The sequence below is a fragment of the Helcococcus sp. KG196 genome, from assembly GCF_046035495.1.
GTDB classification, from domain to species: Bacteria; Bacillota; Clostridia; order Tissierellales; family Peptoniphilaceae; genus Helcococcus; species Helcococcus ovis.
Window position 1 is genome coordinate 1 of the sequence record NZ_JBFNFI010000021.1, and the last position, 13556, is coordinate 13556.

The window sequence follows — 13556 nt, forward strand, 5'->3', positions numbered from 1 at the left end:
CAGAGATATATTAGAAGAATTGTGGAGCAAAGGAAGAGGAAAAAATAAAAAAAGAATGGGATATGCTAACCCTAAAAGACTTCAACCAGATCCTAATAATGGATTAGCTGCAATAGCTGGGTATATGATTAAGCAACCTACTAACAAGAGAAGATGGAGCAGTAGTCAAAATCTTGAAAGACCATATTCAAGAACAAATGACTATAAATACTCCAGGAAAAAAATTCAATCAATCGTAGGAAATCAAAAAAATTTATCGTATTGGGAAGAACAATATCCAGGATATTACATTGCAGATAAAGAAAATGGATATGAAGAGGTGCATAGCGACTTATTAGGTTGGAGCATATATCTCAAGTTAAGAAAAAAAGAAATAAAAAAGTTATCCACATAAAACAATAAAAAGTTATCCACATTTAAATTTTAAAAAAGTTATCCACATAAAAAGAAAGGAAATAAAATGACGGAATTAATAATAACATAATATACAATAATAGGATTTTTAGTATTCATAATATTAGGATTAATAAAATTATATTTAGATACTGATTTTAGCAGAAATTTAGTTATATATGTAAAAAAAGTAAATTTTGAAGAAAATAAAAAAGAATATGAAGAGGTTAATATGAGAAACACACTACAAGATTTAAACGGATATTTATTTGAAGCACTAGAAAGATTAAATGATGAAGACTTATCTCAAGAAGAATTAGAAAAATAAATAAAAAGAACAGAAAGCATAACAAAGGTTTCAGAAAAAATAATAGATAATGCTAATTTAGTGCTAAAAGCTGAAACATTTAAGCAAGAATATGGAATTAAAACAAATGATTCAATTCTTAATAAAATCATGGGAGAAACTAACAAATGAAAAAAATATACACAGAAGAACATAAAGAGTATTTAAGAGCTGTATCATTTGGCAAAACTAATAAAGAGATAACAGAGTTATTTAATAAAAAATTTAGGTTAAATAAAACGGAATCTCAAATAAAAAGTTTAAGGCTAAAAACAGGAGGTTGTTTAACTCGAAATACGGGAAGATTTGAAAAAGGTATGATTTCAGCAAATAAAGGGAAAAAATATCCAGGTAAAACTAATGTTACAAGCTTCAAAAAAGGGCATGTGCCAGCCAACTATAGAGAAATAGGAAGCACAAGAATATCAAAAGATGGATATCAAGAAATAAAGATATCAAAAAATAAGTGGAAATTTACACACAATGTCATATATGAAAAACATTATGGGAAAATTCCTAAAGATTCAATGATTAAATTCATTGACAATGATAAAACTAATTTAGATATTAATAATCTAGTATTAATAAAAAAATCAGTAAATATGAGAATGAATCAAAAAAAATGGTACACAAATAAAAGAGATATAAACGAATCAAGAATATTACTTGTAAAAGTAAATGAAAAAATTAAAAATGTAAAAAATAAAAAGTAGGAGAAGAAATGAATAATGTTGTATTAATGGGAAGATTAACTAGAACTCCTGAGCTAAGATATTTACAAGGAAGCAATAGAGCATATATAAGACTTAATATAGCTGTAGAAAAAAACTTATCAAAAGATAAAAAACAAGAGCTAGAATCAAAAGGAATGCCAACTGCTGATTTTATTAATTGTGTATGCTGGGGAACATTAGCAGAAAATATTGCTAAATTTGTAGACAAAGGCTCAAGAATTATAATTAATGGCTCAATTCAAACAGGCTCATATGAAAAAGACGGACAAAAGATATACACAACTGATGTATTAATACATAATTCAGAATTTATTGATTGGAAAAATTCTAATAACGGAATAGACCAAACTCAAGGCTATAAAGATGATCATAACCAAACTGATAGTTTTGAATACACAGCAGAATATAATCCAGTTGACGATAATAGAATACCATTTTAAGGAGTAGACACATGAAAGATTTAGTAAAAAATATAATAGATTGGGCGAAAGAAAGAAAAATAGATGAAAAAGGAACAGTTGCAGGACAAAGACTAAAAACAATTGAAGAAATGTCAGAACTGATTAAAGCAATGTGTAAAGATGACTTATCTATGATTAAAGATAGTATAGGAGATGTATATGTAACTTTAGTAATAGGAACATTGCTACACACAAAAGACGAAGAAAAAACATTAGATTTATTTGACAGATTAGAAATAGCTAAGAGTAATTATATTGAATTTGAATGTGATGGAGATATTAATAATGTTAAAGACTTTTGTGGACTTTTAGAAATGCAATGGATAAGTGCAATTGCATTTGAATTAAATAGAATATCAGAAAATGAAATATCTGAAATATATGAATTTAATAATTTTAGTATATTAGGATTTATTATTTCATTTTATGCAATAAAAAGAGATACAACATTAAGAGAATGTGTAGAGCTTGCATATGAGGAAATATCAAAAAGAAAAGGCAAGATGATTAATGGAATATTTGTTAAGGAAGAGGATTTGAAAGAGGAAATATAATGAAATTAAATATACGAGAAAAAGATTTACTAGAAGCTTTATTATCATATACTCCAAAAGTATTATCTAATACAAAGGCTTATGAAATTATGAATGATATTAAAAAATCTGGGCAGTTGATTGATGAAAAATATTCTTTAGAAGAAATAGAATTAAAAAATATCTTATATAAGTATTATCCAAGAGCATCACATAAAAATGCTGGAAGAATTATAAGAGATATAAAATGGAAATCGGAGGTGATTGAATAATGAAAAATTATATAAACACATCTGATGAAATGTTTAAGCCTATACTAAACACTTTAGATAATCATATAAAAAAAGCATTAATTCAGATAAATTCGGAGAATTTTGATGAAGCAACAATAACATTAAAGTTAAAGTTATCAGTTACTGAAAAAGATACTTTTGTAGGAGAAAATGTAATTAGCTATAAAGAGCCAAAAATAACATTTGATACAAATACAAAACTATCACATAACTATCAAGATGCATATAGATTAACATTTAAAGATTGCGAACTAGTTAAAATCGGAAATGAATTTGGAATAGTTAAAGTAAAAGATAATCAATTAAATATGCTGGATGAATGATGAAACTAATTATTCCACATAGGCTACCAGGATTAAATGAAATTATATATCAAGCAAGAGGAAATAAAATAATAAGCAATGCACAAAAAAAGAAGTATACAGAGTTAGTGGCTTGGTATTGTAAGATTTACAAAATTAAAAAATTAAATCAAAAAGCAGATTTTATTTTCTCCTGGTATTGCCAAAATAAAAAAAGAGATAAAGATAATATAATGGCAGGACAAAAATTTATATTTGATGGACTTCAATCAGCTGGAGTTATTAAAAATGACGGTTGGAAAGAGATAGGAAATATAAGTCATAAATTTTATATTGATAAAGATAATGAAAGAGTTGAAATTGAAATATTAGAGGTAAATCAATGAGGAGTATACAAGACTTATTAGATGAATTAGAAGATCTAGCATGGAATCATGCAGATAGTTATAAAATAAATAAAATCAGAAATAAAATAGATGATTGGCTACAAAAAAATATTATTGAGGTAAAAAATGAAAAAGAAACAAAAAGAAAGAATGATGAAGTTACAGCAAGCACTTAATCACAACGCTAAAGAAGGAATTAAAAAAGAGGCTGTAGATGTAAGTTTAGCAATTATGTTTTATATAAGTATTCTAGTATTAAGAGATAAATATGGATTTGGCAAAAAGAGGTTAGGCGACTTTATGGAATATTCATCAACACTTGTTAAAGATATGAGTGATGGAAGATTAGACTTTAGAGATATAAGAGATACTATTCTTGAAGAAACAGGAGTAGAGATTAAACTACCTGAAAGGAAAATTGGCTATGATTAAATTTGTTTTGCGTACTAAAAAAGGATATTTAAAACAAAGTATTAGAAATACTTATGCTCCAACAGATATTGAATCAGAAACACAATATCTAGGATTAGCACAAGCTGAATATCATAAAGTTAAAGCATCTAGGATGTATGATGATATTAAAATCCAAAGAATTATAGAAAGGATAGAGGTTGATGAATAATTTAGAAAAAAATAAAAAACTTTTTTATTTAGAAAAACAAGCAAAAGATTTAGAGCTTAAAGGGGAAAATAATTGGAATGGAGAAGAGGTTCAAGAATATATTACAATTCAAAGAGAAATAAAGGATATTAGGAATGAGAGATTATCAAAGAAAGAAGCACACTAAATATATAGTTGATAGAGTAGTCTACCAAAAGACTATTTGGGTAATAAGAGACTACTACAGACTCAAAGATATATGTAGTAGTCTTTTAGAAGAATCTCCAGATCCTAACTTCAACAAAGTTCAAAGTACAAATAAAATAATTAAGCCAACAGAAAATATAGTAATTAAAAGGGATAAGTATTTAATTCAAATCAATGTAATAGATAATGCACTAAGGAGTATTCCTGAAGAATACAGGAAAGGTATATGGAATAACATATTATATAATACTCCATATCCTATTTATGCAGATAGAAGCACATATGGGAGATGGAAGAGTAAATTTATATATCAAGTAGCAAAAGATTTAGAAATATTTTAATAAAATTTAATAAAATAAAAAAAGTTGCAACACCAGGGAAAAATAAAGGTGCTATACTAGTATTGTAAAAATATAGACAATTTAATACAACAATTTTTCGGGCAACTTCAAAAAATATCACACAAATTTCCTTCATATTTTTTGTATTTGAAGTTTTCTTTTTTCTTGTCTATTTTGTAAGAGGTAAATATATGAGAGAGTACACAATAGAAAATAATAGATTTTATCAAAGAAAAGCATGGAAAACATGTAAAGATAGTTATATTGGGAAAAGAATATTAATAGATGGCGGAATGTGCGAGATATGTGGTGATAGGTTAGGAAAAGAAGTAGACCATATTATTGAATTAAATGGGGCTAATGTAAATGATTCGGAAATATCATTAAATCATGATAACTTACAGTATCTTTGTAAAGAATGCCATAACATGAAAACATTTAGTGATAATGACAGAAGTGTATTTTTTAATGAAGATGGAGAGCCAATATTTAAGGAGTTGAAAAGATGAAACTATATATAGTTACAGGACCACCTTGTAGTGGCAAAACAACATATGTAAAAAACAATCTAAAAGAAAAGGATATTGTATTTGACTCAGATGAGATAGCAAGAGCTTTTACATACTCAAAATATCATACAGTAAATAAAAATGGTATTGTAACTTTTATATTAAGGCTAAGGTATCAGTTTATAAATTCATTAAAATCAATCACAATAGGGGATGCATATATTATAGTTACACACATAACAGATAGTTTATTGAAGCAATGTTCAATGTATGATTACAAAATAATTAACATGGACACAACAATACAAGAGTGTATAGATAGGTTATACAAGGATATTTCAAGACCAGATAAAAAAGAATGGGAAAAAATTATAAAAGAGTATAGCCCCCACTAAATATTTTACAAAAAAACTGTTCCTTTGCGACGTCCAACCCTTGTGTAACACGCAGGTATTTTCGCATAACCCCCACCCCAAAAAATAAAAAAGTAAAAAAACTTTTTAAGACTTTTTCAAATTTTATAAGAAAGGAGAGATACTTTTATGGACTTAGAAAAAGAAAAAAGAATTAAGAAAGAGATTAGTAAATTCAAGAAGTTTACTAAAGATTTAAGTATTGAAGATAAACAAATGTCAATGAATTTAATCGAAGAATTGGGATTTATGAAAGTAACTCTCGAAGATTTGAAAGAAGAGATTAATGAAAGTGGTGTTGTAACAGAAATGATACAAGGAGAATACTCTATAATGAGGGAAAATCCAGCACTTAAATCATATAATACGATGGTACAGAGATATAATGCTACTCTAAAACAATTGGATGAAATTATTAACAAAAATAATATAAAAAGTGATAAAAATATTGATTTATTAGGTCAATTTATTCAAAGAAAATGATACAATATCCAGAAAACTATAATCCAATAAAAGAATATCATGACTACATAAAAAAGCATCCAAAAAAGAGTGGAATAAAAATAAAAATACAAATTAATAGATTAATTAAAGACATCACAGATAAAAAAAGTGATGTCTATTTTAATTCAAAAAAATCAAATCATGCTATAGAATACATTGAAAATTTTTGTAGAAACATTAAAGGGAAATCAGCAGGACAATTAGTTGTTTTAGATTTATGGGAAAAAGCATTTATTGGTGCAATATTTGGAATAGTATATAAAAAAACACATTTGAGAAGAACAAAAAGGGCTGTATTAATAATTGCAAAAAAAAATGGTAAATCACTTCTTGCAAGTGCAATAGGAAGTTATATGCAAATTGCCGATGGAGAAGGTGGACCAGAATGTTACTCGGTTGCTACAAAAAAAGATCAAGCAAAAATAATTTGGGATGTTTCTAAAAAGATGATTAGAAAAGATCCACATTTAAGAAGATATACAAAAACATTAGTATCAGAGATAGTAAGCGAATTTAATGATGGGAAGTTCAAACCGCTGGCAAGTGATAGTGATACACTTGATGGATTAGATGTACATTTTGTTGCTATGGATGAAATTCATCAATGGAAAAATGGTAGACCACTTTATGACATAATGTATCAAGGCATGGATAATAGGGAACAACCATTAGCACTTATAACATCAACTGCCGGAACAATTAGAGAGGATTTATATGATGAGATTTACGAAGAAGCAGAGAATATATTAACACAAGAGGGATTTGAAGACCCAAGAAGTATATTTTTTATTTATGAACTTGACAATAAGTCAGAATGGAGAGATTTTAAAAATTTAATTAAAGCTAATCCGGGATTAGGAACAATTAGAAATGAGAAATCGCTAAAAGATGAATGGAAAAAAACATTGAGTAATCCAACATTATATCTAAAATCATTTTTAACAAAAAATTGCAATATAAGAGAAACTGATACAAGCAGTTGGCTATCTCTTGATGATATAAGAAATGAAAGTACATTTAGTATTAAAGAATTAAAACCAAACTATGTAATTGGTGGATTAGATTTATCAAGTACAACAGATTTAACATGTATATCATATCTATTCCGTATACCAGATGATCCAATGATATATGTTTATCAACAATATTTTATTGCAGAAGATGTAGCAGAAAGAAAAATAAAAAATGATAAAGTTCCTTACGATAAATGGGAACAAAGAGGTCTTGTAACATATTGTCCGGGAAATAAAATAGACCAGGAATTTTTATTTGAATGGACAAAAGAATTTGCAAAAGAAAATGACTTCATCCCAATTTGGAATGGATTTGATGCATGGGGTGCAGATATCCTTATGAAGAGATACAAAGAAGAATATGGCGAAAATTCAGTTGAAGAGATTAGACAAGTATATAAGACTTTATCTAATCCAATGAAAGAATTAGAAGCCGATATTATTGCAAAGAAAATAAATTACAATAATAACCCTATCACAAAATGGTGTCTTGGAAATACAGTTATTCAACAAGATAATAAGGGGAATATACAACCTAAAAAAGGTCATTCATCACTTAAAAGAATTGATGGTACCGCATCTTTATTAGATGCATATGTAACATATAAAAATCATTTTGATGACTATATGAACTTAATATAACAGGAGAAAAAATTATGGGATTTTTTGAAAATATATTTAATAAGCCCAAAAAGGAAAAGCAAGAAAAATTGATAAATGAATATTTTGAAATGATAAATGGATATACTCCAGCCTTTACTACATTTGAGGGTAGTGTGTACGAAATGGATTTAACAAGAAGTGTTATTCATTCATTCGCAACTCATTGCAGCAAATTAAATATAGAAATAACAGGAAGTGCAAATCAAAGACTTGCAAAAAGAATTGGAACAAAAGCCAATGATCTAATGGACACTTCAAAATACTTGTATAGATTAGCAACGATAAGAGAAGTTACAAACAATGCTTTAATAATACCAACATTTGATGAATTAACAGATAAAATAAATGGTTATTATCCAATTATTCCAAAAAATTCAAATATTGTTGAATATCAAAATGAGTATTATATTACTTTTTATTTCTTAAACAAAAAGAAAGTATTAAAACTTAGTGACATTGGAATCATGAATCAATTTCAATTTGAAGATGAATTATTTGGAGAGGGAAATAGAACAATGAATCCTACTCTTGATTTATTACATCATCAAAATCAAGGAATAATAGAGTCAATAAAAAACGGTGCTTCAATTAGGTTTATGGCACAGTTGGCAAACATAATAAAAGATAGTGATGTACAAAAAGAACAAAAAAGATTTGCCGAACAAAATTTATCAAGTAATGAAACAGGAGTAATGTTATTTGATACGAAGTATAAGGAAGTAAAACAAGTTGTATCAAGACCATACAATGTTGATGCTGAACAAATGAGACAAATTAAAGACAATGTATTTGCTCATTTTGGAACAAATGAATCTATACTAACAAATAATTTTAATTCACAACAATGGGCTGCATATTATGAGGGAAAAATTGAACCTTTTGCGATTAGTGCATCATTAATTCATACGAACATGACATTTAGTGAAAGAGAACAAGCAAATGGAAATTCAGTTTTATTTACAGCAAATAGATTGCAATACTTATCACCTCAAGAAAAATTAAACACAGTTACACAATTATTTGATCGAGGGTTTTTAACACACAATCAAGGATTAGGAATATATAATATGCCACCGGTTGAAGGTGGGGACAAATACTATATTAGAAAAGAATATTCGGAAACGGTTAAATTAGATTCCGATAAAATAGAACATGAAGAAATAGAGGTAGAAGATGACAGTAATTCCACAACATAAATTAGAAACAAGACAATTTAGAGAATTGAAACCTTTTGAAGTTAGAAGTGAAAAAGAAAATGAATCAGGATTTATAGTTGAAGGATATGCTATGAAATTTGAACCATATCCATATTATGAAGATGAAGAAGGAACAGTATTTGAAGAGTTTAGAAAAGATGCATTTAAGAATGCAGACATGTCGGATATTATATTTCTTTACGATCATCAAGGAAAAGTGTTAGCAAGAGGAACAAATGGAACATTAACTGTAACATTTGATGATATTGGAATGTTGATAAGAGCTGATTTATCGAAGAGTGCAGCAGCAAGAGAACTGTACTACGAGATAAAAGAGGGGTTAGTTACAAAAATGAGTTGGAGTTTTAGAACTGGAGAATATCATTTCAGTAAAGAAACAAGAACAATAGTTCATGACTCAATTAAAAAAGTTTATGATGTGTCTGCGGTAGGAATACCAGCGAATAATGACACGGTAATAAATGCTCGTAAATTCATTAACGGAGTGATTGATGAATTTCAAACGGAGAGATTTGAAGAGCGAAAAAGAAAGTTGTTACTAAAAATAAAATTACAAGGAGAATTAAATGGATAAGGAAAGAATATTAGAAAGATTAGGTCAAGTAATTAAAGAATTAGGAGACTTACAAACTGAACTTGAAAAAGAAGACACAGAAGTAAATGTTGATGAAGTAGAAGAAAAGGCAAACAAATTAATTGAAGAAAAAAGAAGCCTTGAAGAAAAATTGAACTTGTTTGAACAAGAAAAAGCAAGAAGAGATACATTATACAATGACATTATTGAAGGAAGAAAAGGAAAAGTAATTAAAGAATTTACACCAGAAGAAAAAGGAGATAGAGATATGGAAAGAAACGAAGAACAACTATATAGAAATGCATTTCTAAAAAATTTATTAGGTGAAAAACTAACAGAAGAAGAAACAAGAGCATTTACTCATACTACTTCAAATACAGAACAAGTTTTGCCAAAGGATTTAGAAAATAAAATATACTCAAATATGGAAGAAAGCCATCCAATTTTAGCAGATATTCAATATTTAAGATCAGGTACAGTAATTACAATTGTAAAACATACAGAAATTACATCTGGTGATGCAAAAATTGTGAACGAAGGTGAAGCAAATGATGACGAACAAAATACATTTGTTAATGTAACTTTAAGTGGTAAAGATTTCTCAAAACATATTGATATTTCTTATAGATTAAATAAGATGTCAATACCAGCATTTGAAACATATTTAGCAAAAGAAATTTCAGATAGGTTATCATCTGCAGTTGCTAAAGAAGTAATCGCACAAATCAAAAAAGACTTAAATACATCAAATAAGATTACAACAAAAGCTAAATTGAGTTTGGATGATATAACAAATGCATTTGGAGAATTAAAAGGAGTAACAAAAACAAGAGTGTATGCAAATAATAAAACATTATTTGGAAGCATTGTTTCATTACCTGGCGAAGAAGGTAGACAAGCATTTATTCCGGATTATGCAAATGGAATAAATGGTAGACTACTTGGAAGTGAAATCAAATTAGAAGATGCACTTGGAGATAAAGAAATACTAATCTTAGATGGTAATCAATTTATCTTTAACGAAGTACAACCACTATTAATTGAAAGAGATAAAGATATTAAAAAACATGTACACACAATATCAGGAATTATCATTGGAGAAGGTACAATGACAAATGATAAAGCAGGTGCATTAATTACAGTTGCAGAAGGAGTATAGTATGTTGATTAAAATTACCACAGCATTAATATATGACATTAATAATCCAAATAGACAATTTACAAGAGGACAAGTAATTAAAGTTAATGATGAAAAACGAGCTAAAGATATTTTAGCTCGTAAACTTGGATATGAAGTTGAAGAGTCAGAAGATTTTATAGAATTTGATGTTGAAAATACAAAACATAAAGAAGTGGAATCAGAAGAAGTGGAAGAAAATGTAATTGAACCACCAAAACCAGATACTCCTAAAAAAACAAGAACATCAAAAAGAGGTACAAAGCCCTCTAAATAGGAGGAGAAATGTTAGAAAAAGCAAAGACTGATTTAAGAATTAGTCACAATAAACTTGATGCAGATATTCAAGACAATATTGCTTCTTGTGAATTAGATTTGAAGAGGTTAGGGGTTAATCCTAACCTTGATAATCAATTAGTTCAAAAAGCAATTAAACTATATTTAAGATGGCAATACAACTTTGAAAATCAAGCAGAAAGATATATGAAAGCGTACTATGACTTAGCAAGTTCTATGAGTTTAAGCAAAGACTACAAAGAAGGTAATTAATATGTATACAGAAGTAATTACACTAATCTCAAAAAAAGAAGAAGAGATTGATAAGTATGGTGATACGGTAGTCAAAGAAGTTAGAAGAGATGTATTTGGAAGATTAGATAGAATATATTTATCCGAAACACTGCAAGCAATGTCGCAAGGATTTGAAAGGCAAGTTAGATTTAGATTATCAGATTATTATGATTATGATAACGAAGAAGAACTTGAATATGAAGGCAAGAGATGGAAAGTTATTAATACACAAAGAATAGGTACAGAACTTGAAATAAATTGTACAGGTGGTGTAGAACATGGCAAGTAAACCAAATGCAGGTATGAAAATCACTAAAAAAGATGGAGTGATATTTACAAGCAATGTTGATCATGTAAAATTTACAATTGAAGAGTTAATAATGGCTGCTAATAAAGATGTTGGAAGATACATTAGAAGGAAAGTTGCTGATGAATTAACTACAATCTATAAGCCTAACTATTCAAAAGGTAGAATGATAAGACCAAGAAAAGGAGTGTTTATGAAAAAAAACTCCTTTAACACTATAAGTTATTGGGCAAGAAAAAAAGACTTAGATTTAATACTTGGATACAAGAATCACAACTTTATGACACAACAAGAGTTAGGAGATTCAAATTATCCAAAATATGCGGTACTTAGAAATGTAGTTAATAATAATATTCCGGAAATAAATAAGATACAAGCCCAATATATTAGTGAGTTGAATAAAGAAAATCCAAAGACAGACAATGGATTACCAGAAAAGGGAGAGGGATACAATGATTAGAAAAATCAAAGAAGTTATAAAAGAATTAATAGATCCTATCTCTGAATTAGCATTTGATGTGATGCCAGAAAAGAAAATATATCCTCATGTGGTAGCAACATTTGTTACAGATTATTACTCACAAGGACTACATACAATAACATTAGATATTGATGTATGGGATAAAAATACTTTATCAAAAAATGTTGATGAAATTGCAGAAGAGATAGAAGATAAATTAAATAGATTCTATTTTACAGATGAATATATACATTTTTCAGTATGGCACATCAGTACAGGAACAATAGAAAATGAAGATAAAACATTAAGAAGAAAGACATGTATATTTCAAATACATGCAAGAAAGGGGAAGTAATGAATAATTGCAAAGTAATATCCGGTCTTACATCAAAAACGCCACAAAATTTAGTTTTAGATGCAGGAGCATTTTTTAAGAACTACAATGTTGAAACTGATACATTTGAAACAGCGGTACAAGCTGGAAAATTAATTGGTGCAACAAAAGGTGGGGGTAAATTTAAGGCAATACCAAGTTTTAGAGATATAGAATTAGATGGTATGAGAGGTGCAATCAAAGGTACTAAACTTCTTAAATCATGGGAAGTAACAATGAATGCAAATGTTGTTGAAATTTCAGCAAGTTTATTAAAAGATGGGCTTGGAATTGCTACAACAGAAGCTGTAAAAAACAAAAATGGATATGATGTAATTAAAGGGAAAATGTGCTTAAAGGATGAAGATTATATTGAAAATATAACATGGGTAGGTACAGTTTCCGGAAGTGATAAGCCGGTTATTATTCAAGTATTTAATGCATTAAATACTTCTGGATTAGATTTATCATTTGAAGATAAAGGGGAATTAACAAGTGGATTAGAATTTATAGGTCATTTTGATATGGCTAAAATGAATGAAGTACCATTTGCTATTTATTATCCAAAAATTGGAGTAGGAGCATAGAATGAGAAAATTAAAATTTCAAGATGCAGGAAAAGCATCAAAAATATTAAAAAAATTAGAATTGAGAATTGATAAAGATACAAAAGTAACAGACATAGAGGCACTGGGTGCCTCTCTTTTTTTGAAGTTAGCAGAAAATTATTCAACAGTACAAGATGATATAGCAGACTTTATGTCAGGACTTCTTGAAGACGAAGGAATTACAAAAAAAGAATTTCTTGAATTAGATTTGAATGATGCGGTTGATTACTTTATGAAATTGAAAGATGATGAAGGGTTATTGCGTTTTTTCAATTTAGCACAGAAGTTGAGTGGGGAAAGCAATTAGATTTAATTTTTTCACAGTATAGTAGTCCGGAATATATATTTAATCTTGATTTTTTAGAAGCACAAGAGATGCTTATAGCAATGAATGATAGATTAATGAACGAAATAATGATGGAAAGATGGATACCATATCAAAGTGAGATAAGTTTTAATGAATTTAAAAAAATGGTAACACCTAAATCATCTAATAGGACTGATATTAGAAGTGAAGAAGAGATATTAAGTAAAGTAAAGAAAATATTAGATAGTATAAAGGAGTGAGTTT

Annotated in this window: 26 protein-coding genes and 1 pseudogene; all 27 read left to right on the forward strand. The window is 28.0% G+C overall.

Annotated elements, in window-relative coordinates; genetic code table 11:
* Positions 1-394, forward strand: a pseudogene (locus tag ABGF45_RS07755) (hypothetical protein); the annotation flags it as partial.
* Between the two features lie 473 nt (positions 395-867).
* Positions 868-1452 (forward strand): HNH endonuclease signature motif containing protein, encoded by a 585-nt coding sequence (locus ABGF45_RS07760; protein ID WP_408112739.1) that lies wholly within the window; start codon positions 868-870, stop codon positions 1450-1452.
* Positions 1453-1460: 8 nt separating this feature from the next.
* Positions 1461-1913: a single-stranded DNA-binding protein gene (locus tag ABGF45_RS07765; protein ID WP_408112738.1), complete on the forward strand. Its 453-nt coding sequence runs from the start codon at positions 1461-1463 to the stop codon at positions 1911-1913.
* Between the two features lie 11 nt (positions 1914-1924).
* Positions 1925-2488, forward strand: coding sequence for a MazG-like family protein (locus ABGF45_RS07770; protein ID WP_408112737.1), 564 nt, complete (start codon positions 1925-1927; stop codon positions 2486-2488).
* The gene (locus ABGF45_RS07775; RefSeq protein ID WP_408112736.1) at positions 2488-2739 is read left to right on the forward strand and encodes a hypothetical protein; all 252 of its coding nucleotides are present in this window, start codon (positions 2488-2490) and stop codon (positions 2737-2739) included. Before ABGF45_RS07770 ends, ABGF45_RS07775 begins: the two co-directional genes overlap by 1 nt.
* The gene (locus ABGF45_RS07780) at positions 2739-3083 is read left to right on the forward strand and encodes a hypothetical protein (RefSeq protein ID WP_408112735.1); all 345 of its coding nucleotides are present in this window, start codon (positions 2739-2741) and stop codon (positions 3081-3083) included. The genes ABGF45_RS07775 and ABGF45_RS07780 overlap by 1 nt, the downstream gene beginning before the upstream one ends.
* Positions 3083-3448: a RusA family crossover junction endodeoxyribonuclease gene (locus ABGF45_RS07785; protein WP_408112734.1), complete on the forward strand. Its 366-nt coding sequence runs from the start codon at positions 3083-3085 to the stop codon at positions 3446-3448. Before ABGF45_RS07780 ends, ABGF45_RS07785 begins: the two co-directional genes overlap by 1 nt.
* Positions 3445-3624, forward strand: coding sequence for a hypothetical protein (locus ABGF45_RS07790; RefSeq protein ID WP_408112733.1), 180 nt, complete (start codon positions 3445-3447; stop codon positions 3622-3624). The genes ABGF45_RS07785 and ABGF45_RS07790 overlap by 4 nt, the downstream gene beginning before the upstream one ends.
* Positions 3575-3880, forward strand: coding sequence for a hypothetical protein (locus ABGF45_RS07795; protein ID WP_408112732.1), 306 nt, complete (start codon positions 3575-3577; stop codon positions 3878-3880). Before ABGF45_RS07790 ends, ABGF45_RS07795 begins: the two co-directional genes overlap by 50 nt.
* Positions 3873-4070 (forward strand): hypothetical protein, encoded by a 198-nt coding sequence (locus tag ABGF45_RS07800; protein ID WP_408112731.1) that lies wholly within the window; start codon positions 3873-3875, stop codon positions 4068-4070. Before ABGF45_RS07795 ends, ABGF45_RS07800 begins: the two co-directional genes overlap by 8 nt.
* On the forward strand, positions 4063-4236 hold the full coding sequence (locus ABGF45_RS07805) for a hypothetical protein (RefSeq protein ID WP_408112730.1): 174 nt from the start codon (positions 4063-4065) through the stop codon (positions 4234-4236). The genes ABGF45_RS07800 and ABGF45_RS07805 overlap by 8 nt, the downstream gene beginning before the upstream one ends.
* Positions 4205-4597 (forward strand): hypothetical protein, encoded by a 393-nt coding sequence (locus ABGF45_RS07810; RefSeq protein WP_408112729.1) that lies wholly within the window; start codon positions 4205-4207, stop codon positions 4595-4597. Before ABGF45_RS07805 ends, ABGF45_RS07810 begins: the two co-directional genes overlap by 32 nt.
* 191 nt (positions 4598-4788) lie before the next feature.
* Positions 4789-5106, forward strand: coding sequence for an HNH endonuclease signature motif containing protein (locus tag ABGF45_RS07815; RefSeq protein WP_408112728.1), 318 nt, complete (start codon positions 4789-4791; stop codon positions 5104-5106).
* Positions 5103-5501, forward strand: coding sequence for a hypothetical protein (locus tag ABGF45_RS07820; RefSeq protein WP_408112727.1), 399 nt, complete (start codon positions 5103-5105; stop codon positions 5499-5501). The genes ABGF45_RS07815 and ABGF45_RS07820 overlap by 4 nt, the downstream gene beginning before the upstream one ends.
* A gap of 147 nt (positions 5502-5648) precedes the next feature.
* Positions 5649-6002: a hypothetical protein gene (locus tag ABGF45_RS07825; RefSeq protein WP_408112726.1), complete on the forward strand. Its 354-nt coding sequence runs from the start codon at positions 5649-5651 to the stop codon at positions 6000-6002.
* A complete protein-coding gene (locus tag ABGF45_RS07830; protein WP_408112725.1) occupies positions 5999-7678 on the forward strand; it encodes a terminase large subunit in 1680 nt (559 codons plus the stop codon). Before ABGF45_RS07825 ends, ABGF45_RS07830 begins: the two co-directional genes overlap by 4 nt.
* 14 nt (positions 7679-7692) lie before the next feature.
* Positions 7693-8895, forward strand: coding sequence for a phage portal protein (locus tag ABGF45_RS07835; protein ID WP_408112724.1), 1203 nt, complete (start codon positions 7693-7695; stop codon positions 8893-8895).
* The gene (locus ABGF45_RS07840; protein ID WP_408112723.1) at positions 8873-9490 is read left to right on the forward strand and encodes an HK97 family phage prohead protease; all 618 of its coding nucleotides are present in this window, start codon (positions 8873-8875) and stop codon (positions 9488-9490) included. The genes ABGF45_RS07835 and ABGF45_RS07840 overlap by 23 nt, the downstream gene beginning before the upstream one ends.
* Complete coding sequence (locus tag ABGF45_RS07845; protein WP_408112722.1) at positions 9483-10649, forward strand: phage major capsid protein; 1167 nt, start codon at positions 9483-9485, stop codon at positions 10647-10649. Before ABGF45_RS07840 ends, ABGF45_RS07845 begins: the two co-directional genes overlap by 8 nt.
* A gap of 1 nt (position 10650) precedes the next feature.
* The gene (locus ABGF45_RS07850) at positions 10651-10944 is read left to right on the forward strand and encodes a hypothetical protein (RefSeq protein WP_408112721.1); all 294 of its coding nucleotides are present in this window, start codon (positions 10651-10653) and stop codon (positions 10942-10944) included.
* 8 nt (positions 10945-10952) lie between these two features.
* On the forward strand, positions 10953-11216 hold the full coding sequence (locus ABGF45_RS07855; RefSeq protein ID WP_408112720.1) for a hypothetical protein: 264 nt from the start codon (positions 10953-10955) through the stop codon (positions 11214-11216).
* 1 nt (position 11217) lies between these two features.
* On the forward strand, positions 11218-11526 hold the full coding sequence (locus tag ABGF45_RS07860) for a phage head closure protein (protein ID WP_408112719.1): 309 nt from the start codon (positions 11218-11220) through the stop codon (positions 11524-11526).
* Positions 11516-12004: a hypothetical protein gene (locus tag ABGF45_RS07865; RefSeq protein ID WP_408112718.1), complete on the forward strand. Its 489-nt coding sequence runs from the start codon at positions 11516-11518 to the stop codon at positions 12002-12004. The genes ABGF45_RS07860 and ABGF45_RS07865 overlap by 11 nt, the downstream gene beginning before the upstream one ends.
* The gene (locus ABGF45_RS07870) at positions 11997-12359 is read left to right on the forward strand and encodes a hypothetical protein (RefSeq protein ID WP_408112717.1); all 363 of its coding nucleotides are present in this window, start codon (positions 11997-11999) and stop codon (positions 12357-12359) included. Before ABGF45_RS07865 ends, ABGF45_RS07870 begins: the two co-directional genes overlap by 8 nt.
* Positions 12359-12964, forward strand: a complete 606-nt coding sequence (locus tag ABGF45_RS07875) for a hypothetical protein (RefSeq protein WP_408112716.1) — start codon at positions 12359-12361, stop codon at positions 12962-12964. Before ABGF45_RS07870 ends, ABGF45_RS07875 begins: the two co-directional genes overlap by 1 nt.
* Position 12965: 1 nt before the next feature.
* Positions 12966-13292: a hypothetical protein gene (locus ABGF45_RS07880; protein ID WP_408112715.1), complete on the forward strand. Its 327-nt coding sequence runs from the start codon at positions 12966-12968 to the stop codon at positions 13290-13292.
* Positions 13293-13372: 80 nt separating this feature from the next.
* Positions 13373-13552: a hypothetical protein gene (locus ABGF45_RS07885; protein WP_408112714.1), complete on the forward strand. Its 180-nt coding sequence runs from the start codon at positions 13373-13375 to the stop codon at positions 13550-13552.
* The last annotated feature ends 4 nt before the right edge of the window (positions 13553-13556 follow it).